The organism is Streptomyces sp. NPDC019443, assembly GCF_044389785.1.
Classification (GTDB): Bacteria; Actinomycetota; Actinomycetes; order Streptomycetales; family Streptomycetaceae; genus Streptomyces.
Map to the genome: position 1 here is coordinate 220497 of NZ_JBIRYJ010000002.1, position 20105 is coordinate 240601.

At 70.4% G+C, this 20105-nt stretch carries 22 protein-coding genes; 12 read left to right on the top strand and 10 right to left on the bottom strand.

The features are described 5' to 3' along the window. Positions 1-18: 18 nt before the first annotated feature. On the top strand, positions 19-1113 hold the full coding sequence (locus ACH492_RS07160; RefSeq protein ID WP_398983703.1) for a bifunctional succinyldiaminopimelate transaminase/glutamate-prephenate aminotransferase: 1095 nt from the start codon (positions 19-21) through the stop codon (positions 1111-1113). 143 nt (positions 1114-1256) lie between these two features. On the opposite strand, the gene ACH492_RS07165 is transcribed toward ACH492_RS07160, so the two are convergent. Next, positions 1257-1721, bottom strand: coding sequence for an ATP-binding protein (locus ACH492_RS07165; RefSeq protein ID WP_398983705.1), 465 nt, complete (start codon positions 1719-1721; stop codon positions 1257-1259). A gap of 277 nt (positions 1722-1998) precedes the next feature. After that, complete coding sequence (locus tag ACH492_RS07170; protein ID WP_398983707.1) at positions 1999-2931, bottom strand: hypothetical protein; 933 nt, start codon at positions 2929-2931, stop codon at positions 1999-2001. A gap of 39 nt (positions 2932-2970) precedes the next feature. Here ACH492_RS07170 and dapE point away from each other — a divergent pair, with 39 nt between their 5' ends. Both dapE and ACH492_RS07180 read left to right on the top strand, forming a co-directional pair. Beyond that, positions 2971-4050, top strand: a complete 1080-nt coding sequence (gene dapE / locus ACH492_RS07175; RefSeq protein ID WP_398983709.1) for a succinyl-diaminopimelate desuccinylase — start codon at positions 2971-2973, stop codon at positions 4048-4050. Between the two features lie 80 nt (positions 4051-4130). Continuing rightward, positions 4131-4880 (top strand): TIGR00730 family Rossman fold protein, encoded by a 750-nt coding sequence (locus ACH492_RS07180; protein ID WP_398983711.1) that lies wholly within the window; start codon positions 4131-4133, stop codon positions 4878-4880. 221 nt (positions 4881-5101) lie between these two features. Here ACH492_RS07180 and folP read toward each other — a convergent pair whose 3' ends face one another. Further along, positions 5102-5962, bottom strand: coding sequence for a dihydropteroate synthase (gene folP, locus ACH492_RS07185; RefSeq protein ID WP_398983713.1), 861 nt, complete (start codon positions 5960-5962; stop codon positions 5102-5104). A gap of 100 nt (positions 5963-6062) precedes the next feature. Here folP and ACH492_RS07190 point away from each other — a divergent pair, with 100 nt between their 5' ends. Next, positions 6063-6416: a DivIVA domain-containing protein gene (locus tag ACH492_RS07190; protein WP_398983715.1), complete on the top strand. Its 354-nt coding sequence runs from the start codon at positions 6063-6065 to the stop codon at positions 6414-6416. After that, positions 6413-7000 carry a DNA-3-methyladenine glycosylase I gene (locus ACH492_RS07195; RefSeq protein WP_398983717.1) on the top strand — a complete coding sequence of 196 codons (588 nt, stop codon included), beginning with the start codon at positions 6413-6415 and terminating at the stop codon, positions 6998-7000. The genes ACH492_RS07190 and ACH492_RS07195 overlap by 4 nt, the downstream gene beginning before the upstream one ends. A gap of 51 nt (positions 7001-7051) precedes the next feature. Here ACH492_RS07195 and ACH492_RS07200 read toward each other — a convergent pair whose 3' ends face one another. Next, positions 7052-7852 (bottom strand): enoyl-CoA hydratase/isomerase family protein, encoded by an 801-nt coding sequence (locus ACH492_RS07200; protein ID WP_398983719.1) that lies wholly within the window; start codon positions 7850-7852, stop codon positions 7052-7054. A gap of 313 nt (positions 7853-8165) precedes the next feature. Between ACH492_RS07200 and ACH492_RS07205 the strand changes: the two genes are divergently transcribed. Continuing rightward, positions 8166-8333 (top strand): DUF3117 domain-containing protein, encoded by a 168-nt coding sequence (locus tag ACH492_RS07205; protein WP_003966491.1) that lies wholly within the window; start codon positions 8166-8168, stop codon positions 8331-8333. A gap of 118 nt (positions 8334-8451) precedes the next feature. Here ACH492_RS07205 and ACH492_RS07210 read toward each other — a convergent pair whose 3' ends face one another. Then, the gene (locus ACH492_RS07210) at positions 8452-9153 is read right to left on the bottom strand and encodes an O-methyltransferase (RefSeq protein WP_398984786.1); all 702 of its coding nucleotides are present in this window, start codon (positions 9151-9153) and stop codon (positions 8452-8454) included. Between the two features lie 107 nt (positions 9154-9260). On the opposite strand from ACH492_RS07210, the gene sigE reads away from it, so the two are divergent. From sigE to ACH492_RS07235, 5 genes are all read left to right on the top strand, one after another. After that, positions 9261-10028, top strand: a complete 768-nt coding sequence (gene sigE / locus ACH492_RS07215; protein ID WP_398983720.1) for an RNA polymerase sigma factor SigE — start codon at positions 9261-9263, stop codon at positions 10026-10028. After that, positions 10025-10993 carry an anti-sigma factor family protein gene (locus ACH492_RS07220; RefSeq protein ID WP_398983722.1) on the top strand — a complete coding sequence of 323 codons (969 nt, stop codon included), beginning with the start codon at positions 10025-10027 and terminating at the stop codon, positions 10991-10993. The genes sigE and ACH492_RS07220 overlap by 4 nt, the downstream gene beginning before the upstream one ends. A gap of 93 nt (positions 10994-11086) precedes the next feature. After that, positions 11087-12754 carry a S1C family serine protease gene (locus tag ACH492_RS07225; RefSeq protein ID WP_398983724.1) on the top strand — a complete coding sequence of 556 codons (1668 nt, stop codon included), beginning with the start codon at positions 11087-11089 and terminating at the stop codon, positions 12752-12754. A 138-nt stretch (positions 12755-12892) separates the two neighbouring features. After that, positions 12893-13339 (top strand): sec-independent translocase, encoded by a 447-nt coding sequence (locus ACH492_RS07230; RefSeq protein ID WP_398983726.1) that lies wholly within the window; start codon positions 12893-12895, stop codon positions 13337-13339. A gap of 120 nt (positions 13340-13459) precedes the next feature. Further along, on the top strand, positions 13460-14152 hold the full coding sequence (locus ACH492_RS07235; RefSeq protein ID WP_398983728.1) for a hypothetical protein: 693 nt from the start codon (positions 13460-13462) through the stop codon (positions 14150-14152). 103 nt (positions 14153-14255) lie between these two features. On the opposite strand, the gene ACH492_RS07240 is transcribed toward ACH492_RS07235, so the two are convergent. From ACH492_RS07240 to ACH492_RS07250, 3 genes are read right to left on the bottom strand one after another with little or no spacing between them, the layout of a single operon-like run. Further along, positions 14256-15389, bottom strand: coding sequence for an Mrp/NBP35 family ATP-binding protein (locus tag ACH492_RS07240; protein WP_398983730.1), 1134 nt, complete (start codon positions 15387-15389; stop codon positions 14256-14258). Positions 15390-15433: 44 nt separating this feature from the next. Continuing rightward, complete coding sequence (locus tag ACH492_RS07245; RefSeq protein WP_398983732.1) at positions 15434-16027, bottom strand: DUF1003 domain-containing protein; 594 nt, start codon at positions 16025-16027, stop codon at positions 15434-15436. Continuing rightward, positions 16020-17297 (bottom strand): magnesium transporter MgtE N-terminal domain-containing protein, encoded by a 1278-nt coding sequence (locus ACH492_RS07250; RefSeq protein WP_398983734.1) that lies wholly within the window; start codon positions 17295-17297, stop codon positions 16020-16022. Before ACH492_RS07250 ends, ACH492_RS07245 begins: the two co-directional genes overlap by 8 nt. Positions 17298-17482: 185 nt before the next feature. Between ACH492_RS07250 and ACH492_RS07255 the strand changes: the two genes are divergently transcribed. Further along, positions 17483-18250, top strand: coding sequence for a hypothetical protein (locus ACH492_RS07255; RefSeq protein ID WP_398983736.1), 768 nt, complete (start codon positions 17483-17485; stop codon positions 18248-18250). A gap of 123 nt (positions 18251-18373) precedes the next feature. Here ACH492_RS07255 and ACH492_RS07260 read toward each other — a convergent pair whose 3' ends face one another. After that, complete coding sequence (locus ACH492_RS07260; protein ID WP_398983738.1) at positions 18374-18886, bottom strand: hypothetical protein; 513 nt, start codon at positions 18884-18886, stop codon at positions 18374-18376. A 28-nt stretch (positions 18887-18914) separates the two neighbouring features. Next, positions 18915-20030 (bottom strand): magnesium and cobalt transport protein CorA, encoded by a 1116-nt coding sequence (locus tag ACH492_RS07265; protein ID WP_398983740.1) that lies wholly within the window; start codon positions 20028-20030, stop codon positions 18915-18917. Positions 20031-20105 lie beyond the last annotated feature (75 nt).

Here is a 20105-nt window from a genome sequence, read left to right on the forward strand (position 1 = left end):
TACGAGAAAGAGAAGCCAGTGCCCGCAGTCTCTTCGCGCCTTCCCGTCTTCCCCTGGGACAAGCTCGAGCCTTACAAGGCGACGGCGGCGGCCCACCCGGACGGCATCGTGGACCTCTCCGTCGGCACGCCCGTCGACCCCGTCCCCGAGCTGGTCCAGAAGGCCCTCGTCGCGGCAGCCGACTCGCCCGGCTATCCGACGGTGTGGGGGACGGCCGAGCTGCGGAACGCGCTCACCGGATGGGTGGAGCGGCGGCTCGGCGCCGTCGACGTGGCGCACACGAACGTCCTGCCGGTCGTCGGCTCCAAGGAGCTGGTGGCCTGGCTGCCGACCCAGCTCGGTCTCGGCCCGGGCGACAAGGTCGCCTACCCTCGGCTCGCCTACCCGACGTACGAGGTCGGCGCGCGCCTGGCCCGCGCGGAGGCCGTCGTCTACGACGACCCGACGGACCTCGACCCCGCCGGTCTGAAGCTGCTCTGGCTCAACTCGCCCTCCAACCCCACCGGCCGGGTGCTGGCCAAGGACGAGCTGATCCGCATCGTCGCGTGGGCGCGCGAGCACGGCGTTCTGGTCTTCAGCGACGAGTGCTACCTGGAGCTCGGCTGGGAGGCGGAGCCGGTCTCGGTCCTGCACCCGGATGTCTGCGGCGGTACGTACGAAGGCGTCGTCGCCGTCCACTCCCTGTCCAAGCGTTCCAACCTGGCCGGCTACCGCGCCGCGTTCATCGCCGGTGACGAGGCCGTGCTGGGCGAACTGCTCCAGATCCGCAAGCACGGCGGGATGATGACCCCCGCGCCGGTACAGGCAGCGACCGTCGCGGCGCTCGGTGACGACACGCATGTCACGGAGCAGCGGGCGCGGTACTCAGCCCGGCGCACCGCCCTGCGCACGGCGCTGGAGGGGCGCGGCTTCCGGATCGAGCACAGCGAGGCCAGCCTCTATCTGTGGGCGACGCGCGACGAGCCGTGCTGGGACACGGTCGCGCACCTGGCGGAGCTCGGCATTCTGGTGGCGCCCGGCGACTTTTACGGAACGGCCGGGGAGAGTTTCGTACGGGTGGCATTCACCGCGACCGACGAACGCGTCGAGGCCGCGGTCAAGCGCCTGGGCTGACGGCGACAGGGCAGCGCGGAACAGCGCAGAGAACCGCAGAGAAACGCAGAGAAACGCAGAGAGGGGCCTCGGGAGTTCGCGCTCCCGGGGCCCCTCGGCCGTATCTCCGCCTGTCTCTGCCGATCTCGGCGTATCTGCGCGGACTAGAGCGGGGACTTCACCGGCAGCTGCTCGGTGGGCAGGCCGCTGCCGACGGGCAGGCCGCCGAGCGACTGGGTCGCGGTGCCGGCAGTCTCGCCGCCGAGCGACTGGGTCGCAGTACCGGCGGTCTCGCCGACGACGGCGGCGGCGTTGCCCGCGGTGTCACCGGCGGCCTCCTTGGCGGTGCCGGGCGCCGACCTGCCGGTCTTGCCGACGGTCTTGCCCGCGGCCGGGACGGTCTTCTTGACCGCTTCGGCGCCGGTCTCGCCCGCAGTGCCGGTGGCCTTCTGCGCGGCACCGTCGACAGTGTTGCCGACGCTGTCCGTGTCGAGGGCGGTCAGGCCGCCGAGCGGGCTCTGGGGAAGTTCCACGGCGCTTGCGGAGCCGGCCGCACCGACCACGGGGGCTGCACCCGCCGCGATGAGCAGCGCGGCACGGGCGATCCGACGGGTCAGGGGGAGGGACATGATGCTCCTTGAGACGAGAAGGACGTTGGTTCGTACGCACTGACAACCGCCTGAAGGGCGGGGGAAGTTGCGGTGCACCAAGGTAAAGAGTTGGTAATGCGTCGCATTATCGGCCCTGGATAAAAATGGACAAACATTCCATTGTGCAGGGGTCTGCTGAACCGTCACTTCCCTTTGTGTACAAGGGGTTTGATGGATCATTGGCAACGCGTGCGAATAGCCGTCCGGCTTCTCGTCCGAACGTGACTGAAGCGCCTCCTTCGAGGGAGCGCCCGGATTACTGTGCGATGCGAATTCGGACGTCGGCAGCCTCGGAACCCGGCGCGGAACCCGACGCGGCGCCCGTGGGACGCCAGCCCTCGTCGGACTCGCTCGCGCTCCACACCCGGCCCCCGTACGAGATCTCCTCGATGCGCAGCCCCTCCGCCCGCGCCACCGCCCAGTGCGCCAGCTCCCAGCCGCGCTGCGAGGCTCCGCCGCCGTCCGTCCCGACCGTCGACGGCACCGGTACGGCCACCTCCCGCGGGCCGGGCGCTCCCGCCCTGCCCGAGGTCCTCGCCTCCGGCAGCACCTCGGGGCCGAACGCCCGCACCAGCTCCTCGCGCACCTTCGCCGGATCGCCCGGCTCCCCACCCTTGCCCGATTCGCAGGTCAGAGCCCCGGTCGCGCGGCCGGTCAGGGCGGCGGCCAGCAGCGTCGCGTCCGGCTCGTGCTTCGCGTACGCCTGCGGGAAACCGCTGCGCTGGACGCGCTGCGCCGCGACGGTCAGCGGCAGCCGCGAGTAGCCCGGGACCTCGGCGAGATGCTCGTAGAACTTCCCGGCGGCGTAGACCGGGTCGAGGATCTGCCGGGTCGTGCCCCAACCCTTGGAGGGACGCTGCTGGAACAGGCCGAGCGAGTCCCGGTCGCCGTGGTTGATGTTGCGCAGCCCCGACTCCTGGAGCGCCGTGGCGAGCGCGATGGTGACCGCGCGCTCCGGCAGGCCGCGGGTGGTGCCGACCGCGGAGATCGTCGCGGCGTTCGCGGCCTGCTCGGTGCTCAGTTCGTACGTGGGGCCCTCGCCCTCGGCCGTACGGACGGTGCAGCGGGGGGCGCCGCCGCCGGTGACGTACTGCACCACGACGTAGCTGATGAGTGCCAGCAGCACGGCGAACGCGGCCGCGATACGCAGGAGGCGGCCGCGCCGGACGGGGGAGGCGGTCTCGGACACGCTGCCCACCGTACTGGAGCCCGCGTTAAGGTCGGAGCCATGCCCGACACCGTGCTTGACCTCACTCTTGATGCTCCTGCGCTCACCGCCCGGCTGGTCGACTTCCGGTCGGTCAGCGGCGAGGAGAAGCCCCTCGCCGACGCGATCGAGCAGGCGCTGCGCGCCCTGCCGCACCTCACCGTCGACCGGCACGGCAACAACGTCGTGGCCCGTACGAACCTGGGGCGCGCCGAGCGGGTCATCCTGGCCGGGCACATCGACACGGTTCCCGTCGCCGACAACGTGCCGTCCCGGCTGGACGAGAACGGCGTGCTGTGGGGCTGCGGCACGAGCGACATGAAGTCGGGCGTCGCGCTCCAGCTGCGCATCGCCGCGACCGTCCCCGAGCCCAACCGCGACCTCACATTCGTCTTCTACGACAACGAAGAGGTCGCCGCACACCTCAACGGTCTGGGACATGTGGCCGAGGCCCATGCCGACTGGCTGAAGGGCGACTTGGCGGTCCTCCTCGAACCGTCCGACGCGCAGGTCGAGGGCGGCTGCCAGGGCACGCTGCGGGTCTTTCTCCGTACGACGGGGGAGCGGGCACACTCCGCGCGCAGCTGGATGGGGTCCAACGCCATTCACGCCGCGGCGCCGATCCTGGCCAGGCTCGCCGCGTACGAGCCGCGACGGCCGGTGATCGACGGGCTTGAGTACCGGGAGGGGCTCAACGCCGTGCGGATCGAGGCCGGAGTGGCCAACAACGTCATCCCCGACGAGTGCACCGTGGTGGTCAACTACCGCTACGCGCCCGACCGCAGCGAGGAGGAGGCCCTGGCGCACGTCCACGAGGTCTTCGCGGACTGCGGGGTCGCGGAGTTCGTGGTGGACGACCACACCGGCGGGGCGCTGCCCGGGCTCTCGCACCCGGCGGCGGCCGCGTTCATGGCGGCGGTCGGCGGCACGGCGCAGCCCAAGTTCGGCTGGACGGACGTCTCACGCTTCAGCGCGCTGGGCGTGCCCGCGGTGAACTACGGGCCCGGTGACGCGCTCTTCGCCCACAAGCGGGACGAGCATGTCGCGGTCGACAAGATCACGCACTGCGAGGTACGGCTCCGGGACTGGCTCACTGTCTGACAACCCCGATTTCACATGTCGTAACGTTCACCGACCTACCCTGACTCAAAGCAACAATGTTCGGCCGGAGGGAGCAGGTCATGGGCAACCCCGAGGGTTTGCGGGCGCTGGAGGAACAGCGACTGGGACCGGTGCTGCGCCGTAGGGACCAGGTGCAGCCCGGCACCACCGACCAGCGGCTGCTGGACACCGAGGGCGATTCCGAGTGGGTGCACACAGACCCGTGGCGGGTCATGCGCATCCAGTCGGAGTTCGTGGAGGGCTTCGGCGCGCTGGCCGAACTGCCCAGCGCGATCAGCGTCTTCGGCTCCGCCCGCACGGGGCCCGGGACCCCCGAGTACGACACTGGCGTCCGCATCGGCAAGGCGCTGGTCGACGCCGGCTTCGCGGTGATCACGGGCGGCGGCCCGGGCGCGATGGAGGCGGCGAACAAGGGGGCGCGGGAGGCGGAGGGCATCTCGGTCGGCCTGGGCATCGAGCTCCCCTTCGAGCAGGGCCTCAACCCGCATGTCGACATCGGCGTGAACTTCCGCTACTTCTTCGTCCGCAAGACGATGTTCGTGAAGTACGCGCAGGGCTTCGTGGTGCTGCCGGGCGGACTGGGCACACTGGACGAGCTGTTCGAGGCGCTGACGCTGGTCCAGACCCGGAAGGTCACGCGCTTCCCGATCGTGCTGTTCGGTACGGAGTACTGGAGCGGACTGGTGGACTGGCTCCAGAACACAGTGGTGGCGCAGGGGAAGGCGTCGGCGCACGACCTGCTGCTCTTCCATGTCACGGACGACGTGGAGGAGGCGGTGGCGATGGTGACGAAGGAAACGGGCCACTGACCCGCCGGGTCCGCCCAGGACCCGAGCCGGGGCTCCGCCCCGGATCCCGCTCCTCAATCTCCCCCGGACGAAGTCTAGGGGCGATTGAGGACAATGCCCGAAGGGCGTACCGGGGTCCGGGGGCTTGCCCCCAGTTCGGGAAGTGGGGGTCCCCCCACACTCGCCAGGGTGTAGGGGGAGGGTCGGGGAACAGGCCCGCCGCAGGCGCACCGCACCCGCCGCTACGCCAACCCCCGCCGGGCCACCGCCGGTCCCCGGTGGCCCGCGATCGTCGACACCATGTCCAGCACCTGCTTCGTCTCCGCCACCTCGTGCACGCGATACACCTGCGCCCCCAGCCACGCCGACACCGCCGTCGTCGCCAGCGTGCCGATCACGCGTTCCTTCACCGGCCTGTCGAGCGTCTCGCCGACGAAGTCCTTGTTCGACAGCGAGACCAGCACCGGCCAGCCCGTTGCCGTCAGCTCACCGAGGCGACGCGTCGCCTCCAGCGAATGGCGCGTGTTCTTCCCGAAGTCATGACCGGGGTCGATCATGATCCCGTCCCGCCGGACCCCCAGCTCCACCGCTCGGTCCGCCAGCGAGAGCGTCACCCGCAAAATGTCCGCCACCACGTCGTCGTACGAGATCCGGTGCGGCCGTGTCCTCGGTTCCGTGCCGCCCGCGTGCGTGCACACCAGGCCCGTGCCGTACCGCGCGGCGACCTCCGCCAGCTTCGGGTCCACCCCGCCCCACGCGTCATTGAGCAGGTCCGCGCCCGCCTCGCAGACCGCCTCGCCCACGTCGTGCCGCCAGGTGTCGACGCTGATCACCACGTCCGGGTGGCGCCTGCGCACCTCGGCCACGAAGCCGACCGTCCGACGTGCCTCCTCCTCGGCCGTCACTTCCTCCCCGGGACCCGCCTTCACCCCACCGACGTCGATGATGGCAGCACCCTCCGACACCGCCTGCTCGACGCGGGCGAGGGCCGGCTCGTCGTGGAAGGTCGCGCCCTGGTCGTAGAAGGAGTCAGGCGTACGGTTCACGATCGCCATGATCACCGGCTCGTGCGCGTCGAATTCGCGCCGTCCCAGCCGCAGCATCCGCTGTTTCCTCCTCAGGTCGTTCGCCTGCGACCCTAACTGTCAGAGTCCCGTGGCACGATCAGCACCGGACAGTTTCCGCTTGGGGAGAGGCTCGCTCGTGTTCTTGTTCTTGCTGATCGCGATGGTCGTGGTCGTCGCCGCGGTCACCCTCGCTGTGGTCGGCGGCGGCGACAGCGCGGCCCTGCCCGAGGTGGCGCCCGAGCAGTTGGTCGATCCGCTGCCGGCCACCCGCCCGGTCGGCCGTGCGGACGTCGAGGCGCTGCGGCTGCCGGTCGCGCCCCGCGGCTACCGGATGGCGGACGTGGACGATGTGCTCGGCCGCCTCGGCGCCGAGCTCGCCGAGCGGGACGCGCGCATCGCCGAACTGGAGTCCGCGCTGGCCGGCGCGCAGGCCACCGCTGTGGGCAGGGGCGACCTGTTCACCAAGCCCGGCGAGGACCCCGAGCGGTGACCGGCGGTGTCGCTCCGGGCCCCGACGGGAAGCTGCGCTGCCCCTGGGGCCTGACCACGGACGACTACGTCACGTACCACGACGAGGAGTGGGGCCGCCCCGTCCACGGCGACGACGCGCTCTTCGAACGTCTCTGCCTGGAGGCCTTCCAGTCGGGCCTGTCCTGGATCACCATTCTGCGCAGGCGCGAGGGCTTCCGCCTCGCCTTCGACGGCTTCAAGATCGCTTCTGTCGCGGAGTTCACCGACGCCGACGAGGAGCGCCTCCTCGCCGACGCCGGGATCATCCGTAACCGCGCCAAGATCGAGGCGACCCTCGCCAACGCGCGCGTGCTCGCCGACTGGTCCCCCGGCGAGCTGGACACGCTGATCTGGTCGTACGCCCCCGACCCGGTGGCGCGGCCCGCTCCACGCACGATCGCCGACGTCCCGGCCGTAACGGACGAGTCCACCGCGCTGTCCAAGGCCCTCAAGAAGCGCGGGCTGCGCTTCATCGGACCGACGACGGCGTACGCGCTCATGCAGGCGTGCGGCCTTGTCGACGACCACCTGAGCGGCTGCGTCGCCCGCCGGGCGAGCGCCTAGCCCGCTCCCAGCGTGCTCCCAGCCTGCTCCTGGTCCGCGCCTGGCTCGCCCCTAGCGGCCGAGGTACTTCGGCTTCTCCTTGGCGATGAAGGCCTGGACCGCGATCGCATGGTCCTCGGACGAGCCCGCCCTGGCCTGCAGCTCGTCCTCCTTGTCGAGCGTCTCGCTGAGCGTGTGGCCGGCGCCGTAGGCCAGGGACTCCTTGATCGCCGCGTACGCCACGGTCGGTCCTTCGGCCAGCGCCCGGGCCACCGCGGCGGCCTCTGCGGCCAGGTCGTCAGCGGGGACCAGCTTGTTCGCGATACCCAGCTCGTAGGCCTCCTGCGCGGAGAACGAGCGCGGGAAGAGCAGCAGATCCGCGGCCCGGCTCTGGCCGATCAGCCGGGGCAGCGTCCACGACACCCCGGAGTCGGCGCTCAGCGCGACGCCCGCGAAGGAGGTCGTGAACTTGGCGGTGTCCGCGACGACCCGGTAGTCCGCGGCGAGCGCAAAGCCGAGGCCCGCGCCCGCGGCCACGCCGTTGACCCCGGCCACGACCGGCTTCGGCATCTCGGTCAGGGCCCGCACGATGGGGTTGTAGTGCTCCCGCACGGTGTTCATCGTGTCGCCGCTGCCGGACTCGCGGGCAGCGAGGAGGGTCCCAATGTGCTCCTTGAGATCCTGGCCCACGCAGAAGGCGCGCCCGGCCGCGGTGAGCAGTACCGCCCGTACGGAAGGGTCGGCTGCGGCTGCCCGGGCCGAGTCCCTCAGAGCGACTTTCGCCTCGGTGTTCATCGCGTTCATGGCCTCGGGCCGGTTGATCGTGATCGTCGCGAGTCCGTCGCTCACCTCGTACAGCACGGAGTCGGCCATGGCAGGGTCCCCTTTACGGCTCTGACGTTGGTGTTCAGACGTGTTCAGGGCCCAGCATGACGGAGATCGCCGGGGGCGAACATGTGACCTGCGTCAAACAATCTTCGGGCCCGGCCCGGCGCGCGGTGGCGAAGTATCGCAGGCGGATCGCCGAATTGAGTGGTTTTGAGAGAGCGCGTTGCGCAAGCGATGCCGACTGATGTTGGTCATCGGGTCCCGCCATGCGGGATAATGACCTGGAAGCAATGTGTTCGATGCCGGTGACACCTGGGTTGTCGGCTGCGATGAGCTGGTTTCAGGAAGGGGAACGAGCATGGCGGCCATGAAGCCGCGGACGGGCGACGGCCCGCTCGAGGTGACCAAGGAGGGGCGGGGCATCGTCATGCGCGTTCCGCTCGAAGGCGGCGGTCGGCTTGTGGTCGAGCTGACTCCGGACGAAGCCGATGCCCTCGGCGACGCTCTGAAGAAGGTCGTCGGCTGACGCGGAAGCGCCCACACTTTTCACTGCCCCGGCACTTCGGTGCCGGGGCAGTGCTGTGTTCCGGATCGGATGCGTAACGAGCGTGGCAGCGGTCGCGTCGGCCGACGCGGATACGGGCTCAGCCGCGGCGGACCGCGCAGAGCAGGCCGTCGCCCACCGGCAGTAGCGACGGCAGCAGCTCCTGGCTCTCCCGTACCGCGCGCAGCAGCTCCCGCAGACGCAGCACCTCCGTCGGCTGGGCCGCCGAGTCGACCGTGCGGCCGTCCGCGAAGACGCCCTCGAAGCAGACAAGACCGCCAGGTCGCAGCAGGCGCAACGATTCAGCGAGATAGTCCAGCGACTCCGTACGGTCGCCGTCGCAGAAGACGAGGTCGTAACCGCCGTCCGCCAGCCGCGGAAGTACGTCGAGCGCGCGGCCGGGGATGAAGCGCGCCCGGTTCCCGGCGAAGCCCGCCGCGCGGAAGGCTTCCTTGGCGAACTGCTGCCGGTCCGGCTCCGGGTCCACCGTGGTCAGTACGCCGTCGGGCCGCATCCCGTGCAGCAGATAGATCCCGGAGACACCCGTCCCCGTACCGATTTCGGCCACCGCTTTCGCGTCGGCGGTGGCAGCCAGCAGTCGCAGCGCGGCGCCGGTGCCTGGCGACACCGAGGGGAGCCCTGACTCCCGGGCCCGGTCACGGGCCCAGCGCAGCGCGTCGTCCTCGGCGACAAAGGCGTCGGCGAACGCCCAGCTCGTCTGCCGGTTGGCGGTAATGACCCTCTCCTGTCCCCGTAGTGGCGCGACGCTGACTGTATCCGCTGCGCCCGGGAACCCGCGGATGGGACCAGGCGTTATGGAGGGACAGGGGGAAGCGCATGGATCAGGACCAGAAGCAGGACCCAAATTCGCGTAAAGATTCTTATCCGGAGCTAACGGGCGAGGTGGCTATGGTAGGGGCTCCGCTGGACACCACCAGAGCCGACAGGGGAGGTGCGGCTGCACCTGCGGATCGGAGAGGAGTGCTGAGGCGCTTGCTCAGGTCGGCGGGTGAGCCGAGATCCGTGACCGACATTGCTGACCGTTCTCGCTCCACTGACTCCGCAGCTACCGCGACCTTCGCATCGGATGCGGAATCGCAGGCGTGGACGCCTCCCACCTGGGAGGACATCGTCAGCACGCACAGCGGCCGGGTCTACCGCCTCGCCTACCGGCTGACGGGCAACCAGCACGACGCCGAGGACCTCACCCAGGAGGTCTTCGTGAGGGTCTTCCGCTCGTTGTCGACGTACACGCCGGGCACCTTCGAGGGCTGGCTGCACCGCATCACCACCAACCTCTTCCTGGACATGGTCCGCCGCAAGCAGCGGATCCGCTTCGACGCGCTCGCCGACGACGCCGCCGAGCGGCTGCCCAGCCGCGAGCCGTCCCCGCAGCAGGTCTTCAACGACACCCACTTCGACGCCGATGTGCAGCAGGCGCTGGACACCCTCGCGCCGGAGTTCCGTGCCGCCGTGGTGCTCTGTGACATCGAGGGGCTTTCGTACGAGGAGATCGCCGCGACCCTGGGCGTCAAGCTCGGCACGGTCCGCAGCCGGATCCACCGCGGCCGGTCCCATCTGCGCAAGGCTCTGCAGCACCGTTCCCCGGAGGCACGTGCCGAGCAGCGCTCCCTGGCGGGTGTGGTCGGCCTGGCAGGGGAGGTCGGACCGGCGTGAGTGGCTCAAGCCCCACCCCTGCGGAGCAGCATCTGGGGGACCGGCTCGCCGCGCTTGTCGACGGCGAGCTCAAACACGACGTCCGGGACCGGGTGCTGGCTCATCTGGCGACCTGTCCCAAGTGCAAGGCCGAGGCGGACGCCCAGCGCCGCCTGAAGAACGTCTTCGCCCACACCGCGCCGCCGCCGCCCTCCGAAGGGCTGCTCGCGCGGCTCCAGGGGCTGCCCGCAGGGCCCGGAGGCGACGACGACGGCCGGGGTGGACCTTTTGACGGGGGGCGGCTCGGTGGCGACGGGGTGTTCGGAGCGCTGAGCCCTTCGTCGGAACGGGGCCGGGACTCCGGCGACTCCCGTACGCAGACGTTCGGATACGTTCCCGCGGGCGCCCACGCGACCGTCCTTCCCGGCGGTTCCGGCAGCGGCTTCCGAATTCATGACGTGGGGCGTACGGAAGCGGAGCGCTCGCCCTGGCGCGGGCGGAGGTTCGCCTTCGCGGCCGCCAGCGCCGTGTCGTTCGCGGCGATCGCCCTCGGGGGGGCACTGCCGCTCGACGCCTCGGTCCAGGCCGGACCCAGGGGCGAGGGCGCGGGTCGCAATGTCACGCCGCTGCGGGCCGCGACCCCGACCGCGGGCGCCACCGGCGCGAACACCGGCGCGAACACCGGGGCGGGCAACCTCAGGAGCACCGAGACCGAGCGCCGTCGCACCGGGGGCAACGGCCTGGTCAGGTCGGACAACCGCCCCGTCATCGCAGGGGCGCCCAGCCTGCTGGCCCCGGCGCCGCTGAACCACCCGTTCTCGGCCCCGATGCTGACCGACGCTTCGTACTCCCCGCCGCTGATACGTCCGACGGGCTCGGCATTCCAGCTCGCCACCGCCCCCGGGCTCACCTCGAGCGCCACAGCTGTCCCCACGCATCTCGCTGCCCCGACCCAGTCCGCTCTGCCCCTGTCGTCCCGGCGCTGAGCAGGACTCTGCGCGGAGATTCGCAAACCTGGTTGAATCTTCGGAGGGGTGCCCCGTGGGGGTGCGCAGTGGCCGGCAGTTTGCGGGGAGAGCATGGACGACGGGAAGCCCACCGGACCGAAGGCAAAGTGGTGGAGCCGGCCCAGTGCGGGACGTGCGACCCAGCCCGAGCCGGAGGCGCAGGATCCGGTGTCGGAGGGTGTGCCGGTGCCGGTTCCGGTGCCTGAGGATGCCGCGGTGGCCGCGGACACCGAGGTGACGGCAGAGCTGTCGCCCGCGCCGGCGCCGGGCAGGCCGCAGCCGCTGCACGAGCCCGACGAGTACAGGACCCCGCCATACGGCGGACCCGGGCCGTGGGCGCCCGCACCTCCCGTACAGCGGCCGATGCCGACCCCTGCGCAGGGCACTCCCGTACCGCCGCTGCACTCCGCGACGCCGAACGGCACCGCGCCGGGCACCGGCGGCGGGTACGCCCCGCCGCCTCAGCCCCAAGCGCCGGTGTCCCCGCCACCTCAGCCCCAAGCGCCGCAGCCGCACGCCCACCAGCCCCACACCCAGCTGCCGCAGCCTCCGACCTCCCATTGGCTGCAGTACGACCCCTGGAGCGCGCCAGGTCAGCCGCTGACCCACCCCGGCGAGCCCACCAGGAAGAAACGCGGGCGCGGATCGCTGCTGGTCGGGGCGGTCCTGCTGGCGCTCGTCGCAGGCGTCATCGGCGGTGGCATCGGCGCGTACGTCGAACGCAACGGCGGCATCACCCAGGTCGAACTCCCGCAGGCATCCAAGGACGACGGCAACCGCCCGCCCGACAGCGTCGCGGGCATCGCCGCAAGCGCGCTGCCGAGCGTCGTCACGCTCCATGTCAGCGGCGGCGGCGAACAGGGCACCGGCACCGGCTTCGTGCTCGACCAGCGGGGCCACATCCTGACCAACAACCATGTCGTCGACCCGGCGGGCTCGGCCGGCGACATCTCCGTCACCTTCAGCGGCGGCGAGACCGCCAAGGCGACGCTCGTCGGCAAGGACAGTGGCTACGACCTCGCCGTCGTCAAGGTGTCCGGCGTCTCGGGCCTCAAGCCGCTGCCCCTGGGGAACTCCGACAGCGTCCAGGTCGGCGACCCGGTCGTCGCCATCGGCGCACCCTTCGACCTCCAGAACACCGTGACCTCCGGCATCATCAGCGCCAAGGAGCGCCCCATCACCGCGGGTGGCGAGAAGGGCGACGGCAGCGATGTCAGCTATGTCGACGCGCTGCAGACCGACGCCCCGATAAACCCTGGCAATTCGGGCGGTCCGCTGGTGGACACCAAGGCCCGGGTCATCGGCATCAACAGCGCGATCCGCGCAGCGGACAGCGGCGCGGGCCCCGAGGGCGGCCAGGCCGGCTCCATCGGACTCGGCTTCGCGATCCCCATCAACCAGGGCAAGCGCGTCGCCGAAGAGCTGATCAACACTGGCAAGGCCACCCACCCGGTGATCGGCGTCAGCCTGGACATGAAGTACACCGGCGACGGCGCGCGTGTCGGCGAGAAGGGCAAGGACGGCAGCCCTTCCGTCGCTTCGGGCGGCCCTGGCGCCAAGGCGGGGATCAAGCCGGGCGACATCATCACCAAGGTCGACGGCCAGCGGGTGCACAGCGGCGAGGAGCTGATCGTCAAGATCCGCTCGCACCGCCCGGGCGACCGGCTGGAGCTCACCCTGGTCCGCGGCGGCAGTGAACGGACGATGACGCTCACGCTCGGCTCCGCGGACGGCACATGACGGACAGCGGAACGCCGACGGGGCCGGTCCCGGCACCGGCCGTCGGAAGGTACCGTGCGGACAGTTCCGGCGGGTACCGTGGATCGGGCCCGGACCCCATCCGACCTGCGAGCCGCAGAGAACACGAGGAGCAGCAGGGTGTTCAATGACATAGGCGCACTGGAGCTGGTGGCGCTCGTGGTGCTCGCCGTGCTCATCTTCGGCCCCGACAAGCTGCCGAAAGTCATCCAGGACGCCAGCCGCTTCATCCGGAAGATCCGCGAGTTCTCCGAGAGCGCGAAGCACGACATCCGCAGCGAACTGGGTCCGGAGTTCAAGGACTTCGATTTCGAGGACCTCAACCCCAAGACGTTCATCCGTAAGCAGCTGAACGAGAACGAGGACCTGAAGGAGCTCAAGGACCTCCGCAGCAGCTTCGACCTCAAGAAGGAGATCAACAAGGTCGCCGACGCGGTGAACGGCAAGGAATCCGACACGTCGGTCCCCGCCGCCGTCAACGGCTCGCCGGGCACCCCCGACCTGCTCAAGAAGCGCGAAAAGCCCGTTCAGGACGAGCGCCCGCCCTTCGACGCAGACGCCACCTGAGCACCTCAATCCCTGCGAGCCGGGACAGGGTGGCTATTCTCTCCATCTGTCCGGTAGCGAGGACGCCCGAGGGGGGCGGGTCCGCTCCGGACCTCGGACACAGAGGAGGCGGCCGGGTAGATGGAGACGACAAGTCGGCTAGAAGCGCAAGACACGGTCGGCGACCCCGATGCGCCCGACGGGGAGCCCCCGCTCGCGGCGGCACCTGCGGGGACAGCGGCCCAGCGCGCGGTCGACGACTATCGGCGTGCGTCCTTCCCCTGGTATGGGCTGGACGAGGCATTCACCGGCCCGCGCTGGCTGATGCAGGTCGGCACCGCGGCGGACGGCACGGTCCAGCACGGTGCGGTGGGCCACGGCGACGAGCCGTCGATACGGCCGGAGGCCGCCGGCGCCGAGAGGGAGCGTTTCGCCGCGGTCATCACCGTGGTGGCCAGCCCGGTGCGGCGCAGCGGCGACGGCACGGGCGTACTGGACGCCACCACGGTCTCCTCCGCGGCCTGGCTGGCCGGCTCGGGGCTGCTGGCCTACACCTGGCCCGCCCAGTTGGACCACTCGCTTCGCGACGACTGGCTGGACCAGCAGACCGAGACCGCGTTCGAGCTGGCCGACGATCTGGCCGGACCCGCGTGGTCGATGCTCTCGCTGCCGGTCGACGGCGTGCCGACGACCTTCCACTACCGCGAGTCGGAGTTCGGCTGGGTGCTGGCGGGCTCGACCCGGGCCGGGGTGCACATCGGCGCCTACGGGCGTGGGATGAGCGCGTACGGGCTGGGCTTCTCGGCGGTCCAGGATCTCGGCGCGTACGTCTAGTGCGGTGACCGCGATGGTTGCCGGCGCCGTCCGGCAGCCGGTTCGTCCTCAATCGCCGGACGGGCTTGATTACCAGCCCGTCCGGCGATCGGTGGCAAGCCGCCTAGAACTTGTTGCGCGGGGTGATTCCCAGCGACATGCCCGACAGGCCGCGCTGACGGCCCCCCAGCTTGCCCGCGATGTCCCGCAGCGCCGCGCCCGCCGGTGAGTCCGGGTCGGTCAGGACGACCGGCTTGCCCTCGTCGCCGCCTTCACGCAGCCGTACGTCGATCGGGATGGAGCCCAGCACAGGCACGTTCGCGCCGGTCGTCTTCGTCAGCCCCTCGGCGACCCGCTGGCCCCCGCCCGAGCCGAAGACGTCGACCATCTCGTCGCAGTGCGGGCACGGCAGACCCGACATGTTTTCGACGACGCCGACGATCTTCTGGTGCGTCTGTACGGCGATGGAGCCGGCCCGCTCGGCGACCTCGGCCGCGGCCTGCTGCGGGGTGGTGACCACCAGGATCTCGGCGTTCGGCACCAACTGCGCCACCGAGATCGCGATGTCGCCGGTGCCCGGCGGCAGATCGAGCAGCAGCACGTCCAGGTCGCCCCAGTACACGTCCGCGAGGAACTGCTGGAGCGCGCGGTGCAGCATCGGCCCGCGCCACACCACCGGGGCGTTGCCCGGGGTGAACATGCCGATGGAGATCACGCTCACGCCGTGCGCGGACGGCGGCATGATCATGTTCTCGACCTGGGTGGGACGGCCGTCCACGCCCAGCATTCGCGGCACGCTGTGCCCGTAGATATCGGCGTCGACGACGCCGACCTTCAGCCCGTCGGCCGCCATCGCCGCCGCCAGGTTCACGGTGACGGAGGACTTGCCGACGCCGCCCTTGCCGGAGGCGACCGCGTAGACGCGGGTCAGAGAGCCGGGCTTGGCGAAGGGCACCTCGCGCTCGGCGGTCCCGCCGCGCAGGGAGCTCGCGAGGTTCTTGCGCTGCTCGTCGCTCATCACGTCCAGCGTGACGTCGACGCGCGTGACGCCGTCGACGCGCGCGACCGCGTCGGTCACGTTCTTCGTGATCGTCTCGCGCATCGGGCAGCCGGAGACGGTGAGATACACCGTGACGGCGACCGCACCGTCCGCCCCGATCCCGACCGATTTGACCATGCCGAGTTCGGTAATCGGTTTGTGGATCTCGGGGTCGTTCACCGTCGCCAGTGCTTCAAGCACCGCGTCTTCCGTAGCCATACGGACGATGGTACGGCGCTGACGCCCGCCCCCGGAAAGGGCGGTCAGCGGTCGCCTTCATCACTCCCGCCGGAGGTGTCCTGCGGGAATAGATGCCGGTCGTCCATCTCCTTCATCAGATCCTGGAACTCGGAGCGGATCCAGTCCCGGGTGGCGACCTCGCCGAGACCCATCCGCAGCGCCGCGATCTCCCGGGTCAGATACTCCGTGTCCGCGATGGAGCGCTCGTTCTGCTTGCGTTCCTGCTCCTGCGTGACCCGGTCCCGGTCGGCCTGCCGGTTCTGTGCCAGCAGGATCAGCGGGGCGGCGTACGAGGCCTGGAGCGACAGCATCAGCGTCAGAAAAATGAACGGGTACTCGTCGAAACGCAGATCCCTGGGCGCGAAGATGTTCCAGACGACCCACAGGATGATGATCAACGTCATCCAGACGAGGAACCGTCCGGTTCCGATGAAGCGGGCGATCCGCTCCGAGAACCGGCCGAAGGCCTCGGGGTCGTACTCCGGCAGCAGACTGCGCCGTGGCGCGCGCGGCTGGTCGAGCCGGACCCGGTGACGCGGCGCGGCGCTCGCCCCCGAAGGGATGCGCTCCTTCGGCTCGCCGCGTTCGCTCAGTCCGTACTCGCTGCCGCTACCCATGGGCGGACTCCTCGCGGAGCGACTCCTCGAAGTCCGTCTCCCGCCAGTCCTCCGGCAGCAGATGGTCGAGTACGTCGTCGACGGTCACCGCCCCCAGCAGCGAACCGATCTCGTCGACGACCGGCGCCGCGACCATGTTGTACGCCGCGAGATAGCTGGTGACCGCCGACAGCGGGGTGTTCGGCGAGAGCGGCGGCAGATCGGTGTCCACGATCGAGCTGACCAGCGTGAACGGCGGGTCCCGCAGCAGCCGCTGGAAGTGCACCGTGCCCAGGTACTTGCCGGTCGGCGTCTCGTCCGGCGGCCGGCACACGTACACCTGCGCGGCGAGCGCGGGGGAGAGGTCCTGCTGGCGTACGCGTGCCAGCGCGTCCGCGACCGTCGCGTCCGGCCGCAGCACGATCGGCTCGGTGGTCATCAGACCGCCCGCCGTTCGCTCCTCGTACGACAGCAGCCGGCGCACATCCGCGGCGTCGTCCGGCCGCATCAGCGCCAGCAACCGCTCCTTCTCCTCCTCGGGCAGCTCGGAGAGCAGGTCGGCAGCGTCGTCCGGGTCCATCGCCTCCAGGACGTCCGCGGCCCGCTCCTCCTTGAGCTTGCCGAGGATCTCCACCTGGTCGTCGTCAGGCAGCTCCTCCATCACGTCCGCGAGCCGGTCGTCGTCGAGGGCCGCCGCGACCTCGGCGCGCCGCTTGGGGGACAGGTGGTGCAGCACATTGGCGAGGTCGGCAGGACGGAGCTGCTCGAAGGTCGCCAGCAGGCTCTCGGCGCCCTGTCCGTGCTCCTCCAGCGAGAAGCCGGTGACCGCGGACCACTCGACGGTCAGCGCCGCGCCCTTGCGGCGCAGCGCCCCGGGTTTGCCCTTGCGTACGAAGACCTTGTCGATCTCCCAGTCGCGGCGGGCCGGCAGCTGCTGGATCGAGACGTCGAGCACGGTGACCTCCTCGCCGGTGTCCACGAGCCGTACCCGCCGGTCGAGCAGTTCGCCGAGCACCAGCCGCTCGGTGGGGCGCTGTTCGAAGCGCCGCATGTTGAGCACGCCGGTGGTGATGACCTGACCCGACTCCACGCCGGTCACCCGCGTCATGGGCAGAAAGATCCGGCGGCGGCTGAGCACCTCGACGACCATGCCCAGCAGCCGCGGCGGGCGGCGGCCGACGCGCAACATCGCGACCAGGTCGCGGACGCGTCCCACCTGGTCTCCCTGGGGGTCGAAGACGGGCACGCCGGCGAGGTGGGAGACAAAGATCCGGGGGGCGCCTGCGGGCATGCTCCGCGCCTCCTCTTCACCGGGACATCTGCCGGGAAATACCAGTGTTTGACGGCTTCAGGCTAGCCCGTACGCTTCTGGGCCGCCCTGGCTGGCGTCCGTACGGCTCTCTGCGGATCGGTGCCCTCCGCACAGGTACGCTGCGGTCTGCCACCCACGACACGCAGACGAGAGGCAGCGCGCTTGTGACTCCCCTCCCTCCGGCTTCCCGAGCCCGCCGGGCCGCGCTCCCCCTGGCGCTGTGTGCCGGACTGACCGTGGCGCTCACGGCATGCGGCAGCGAGGATCCGGACGCGGGGACCAATGGTGTCGGCAGGCTCTCGGCCGCCGAGATCGAGACGAAGGCACGCGCGGCGGCGGACGCGGCGGTGTCGGTACGCCTCTCAGGGACGCTGGTCAGCAAGCGCGGCACGTACAAGCTGAACATGCGGCTCAAGCAGGACGGTGGCACCGGTTCCGTCACCTCGAAGGACAACACCTTCGAGCTGCTGCGGGTCGGGAAGGCGCTCTATCTGAAGGCCGACGCCGGTTTCTGGAGCGGCGCGGGCGACAAGGGCGACGAGAAGCCCAGCAAGACGGACGCGGAGGCGGCGGGCAAGCTCGACGACAAGTACGTGAAGGTGCCGGAGGGGGACCCGGCGTACAACCAGTTCCGTGGCTTCACGGACATGGATGTGCTGCTGGAGGGGCTGCTCGGTATGCAGGGCGAGCTCAGCAAGGGCAACCGCACGCAGGTGGGCGGCGTCCGCACGATCAAGGTCATGGCGGGCGAGGGCGCGGGCGGCACGCTCGACGTCTCGCTGGAGGGCAAGCCGTACCCGCTCCAGTTCGCGAGGGCGGGCGGCGCGGGGGTGCTGACGCTGGGGGACTGGGACAAGGACTTCGCGCTGGCGGCGCCGGCGAAGGACGAAACGGTCGACTACGGCCGCCAGCTGCCGAAGACCAGCGACTAGCTGTTCCCCGGGGCTCTCCAGGACCCGGTCCTCAATCTCCTCCAGACTTCGTCCGGGGGACTTCCAACAGGCTTGAAAATCAAGCCCGTCCGGCGATTGAGGACAAAGCCCGGCCGAGGCCGGCTAGCCGTGCCTCTTCTTGCGCTTCAGCAGCAGCCTCGGCAAAGCCGCCGGCACCGGAAGCCGCGTCGTCGCCGTCGTCGGCAGCGGCGCGGCCGCCCCCGAGCCCTCCGGGTGCTCCGTGATCGCGTCCTTCGGCTCCAGCCGCAGCACCCGGCACTCCCGTGCCCATCGCTCCGTCATCTGCTCCGCGTCCGGCGCGTTCAGGCGCTTGCCCTTCAGTTCCGCGACTGCCGACTCCCACGCCTCGGAGTGCGGCTCCAGTTCGCTCACCGCCGCCGTCCAGACGATCAGCCGGCCGCCCTTGTCCTTGCTGCGTACGGTGATCTCCGCCGTACCACCGTTCACCAGCTGCGGCAGTGGCTGCTCGCCCGGGCCGTCGCCGACGATGTGTGCCGCGCCCTCGTGCCACACGTGCCACAGCGCCCTCGCGTGGCCCTCGCCGCGCACCCAGATGAGGCCGGACTTCTTGGTGGCCTCCTCGATGAGGGCCTGGCCGAGCAGCATGTCTGTCATGCCCGCAGCTTAACGACAGCCCCCAGGGCTACAGCCAGCCGTTGCGCTTGAGGGTGCGGTGGATCGCGAGGCAGATGCCGATGATGCCGGTGAGCACCATGGGGTAGCCGTACTTCCAGTGCAGCTCCGGCATGTGGTCGAAGTTCATGCCGTACACCCCGCAGACCGCCGTCGGCACGGCGATGATCGCCGCCCAGGACGTGATCTTGCGCATGTCCTCGTTCTGCGCGACCGTCGCTTGCGCCAGATTGGCCTGGAGGATCGAGTTCAGCAGCTCGTCGAAGCCGATGACCTGTTCCTGCACGCGGGCGAGGTGGTCGGCGACATCGCGGAAGTACTTCTGGATGTCCGGGTCGACCAGCCGCATCGGCCGCTCGCTCAGCAGCTGCATCGGCCGCAGCAGCGGCGACACGGCCCGCTTGAACTCCAGCACCTCACGCTTGAGCTGGTAGATCCGCCCCGCGTCGCTACCGCGCGGGCTGCCCTTCGCGGGCGCGGAGAAGACATCGATCTCTACCTCGTCGATATCGTCCTGAACGGCCGCCGCCACCGCGATGTACCCGTCGACGACATGGTCGGCGATGGCATGCAGCACGGCCGAAGGCCCCTTGGCGAGCAGCTCGACGTCCTTCTGCAGCCCGTGCCGCAGAGCCCGCAGCGAGCCCTTACCGCCGTGTCGCACCGTGATGACGAAGTTCCGGCCGGTGAAGCACATCACCTCGCCGGTCTCGACGACCTCGCTCGTCGCGGTGAGCTCGGCGTGCTCGACGTAGTGGATCGTCTTGAAGACCGTGAAGAGCGTGTCGTCGTACCGCTCCAGCTTGGGCCGCTGATGGGCGTGGACCGCGTCCTCGACGGCCAGCGGGTGCAGCCCGAACTCCGCCGCGATACCGGCGAATTCGGCCTCCGTCGGCTCGTGCAGCCCGATCCACGCGAAGCCGCCGCCCTCGCGCACCCGCAGCATCGCCTCGTGCGGTGTCTGGCAGGTCGCGCTCTCCATCCGCTTTCCATCGCAGTAGACCGCGCAGTCGACGACCGCGCTGGAGGCGGACGGGTCGCGGGTGGCGTCGTACGTGCTGTAGGGGGCGTTGCTCTTGCGCAGGGACGGACGGACCGCTTCACGCAGGTCACGGATCATCGACATGGCAGGCTCCTTCACGGAGAGGCCGTCGTACGAGTGGCGTGGCACAGCCCGGAATGGGGACGTGATGCGTACGTC

What these genes read in the sequence shown, in the direction of transcription:
- ACH492_RS07225 (WP_398983724.1), top strand. Translation starts at nt 11,087, where the DNA reads ATGGACGACGGGAAGCCCACCGGACCGAAGGCAAAGTGGTGGAGCCGG.
- folP (WP_398983713.1), bottom strand. Translation starts at nt 5,962, where the DNA reads ATGCTGCGGCTGGGACGGCGCGAATTCGACGCGCACGAGCCGGTGATC.
- ACH492_RS07245 (WP_398983732.1), bottom strand. Translation starts at nt 16,027, where the DNA reads ATGGGTAGCGGCAGCGAGTACGGACTGAGCGAACGCGGCGAGCCGAAG.
- ACH492_RS07260 (WP_398983738.1), bottom strand. Translation starts at nt 18,886, where the DNA reads ATGACAGACATGCTGCTCGGCCAGGCCCTCATCGAGGAGGCCACCAAG.
- ACH492_RS07200 (WP_398983719.1), bottom strand. Translation starts at nt 7,852, where the DNA reads ATGGCCGACTCCGTGCTGTACGAGGTGAGCGACGGACTCGCGACGATC.
- sigE (WP_398983720.1), top strand. Translation starts at nt 9,261, where the DNA reads ATGGTAGGGGCTCCGCTGGACACCACCAGAGCCGACAGGGGAGGTGCG.
- ACH492_RS07235 (WP_398983728.1), top strand. Translation starts at nt 13,460, where the DNA reads ATGGAGACGACAAGTCGGCTAGAAGCGCAAGACACGGTCGGCGACCCC.
- ACH492_RS07205 (WP_003966491.1), top strand. Translation starts at nt 8,166, where the DNA reads ATGGCGGCCATGAAGCCGCGGACGGGCGACGGCCCGCTCGAGGTGACC.
- ACH492_RS07165 (WP_398983705.1), bottom strand. Translation starts at nt 1,721, where the DNA reads ATGTCCCTCCCCCTGACCCGTCGGATCGCCCGTGCCGCGCTGCTCATC.
- ACH492_RS07250 (WP_398983734.1), bottom strand. Translation starts at nt 17,297, where the DNA reads ATGCCCGCAGGCGCCCCCCGGATCTTTGTCTCCCACCTCGCCGGCGTG.
- dapE (WP_398983709.1), top strand. Translation starts at nt 2,971, where the DNA reads ATGCCCGACACCGTGCTTGACCTCACTCTTGATGCTCCTGCGCTCACC.
- ACH492_RS07265 (WP_398983740.1), bottom strand. Translation starts at nt 20,030, where the DNA reads ATGTCGATGATCCGTGACCTGCGTGAAGCGGTCCGTCCGTCCCTGCGC.
- ACH492_RS07240 (WP_398983730.1), bottom strand. Translation starts at nt 15,389, where the DNA reads ATGGCTACGGAAGACGCGGTGCTTGAAGCACTGGCGACGGTGAACGAC.
- ACH492_RS07180 (WP_398983711.1), top strand. Translation starts at nt 4,131, where the DNA reads ATGGGCAACCCCGAGGGTTTGCGGGCGCTGGAGGAACAGCGACTGGGA.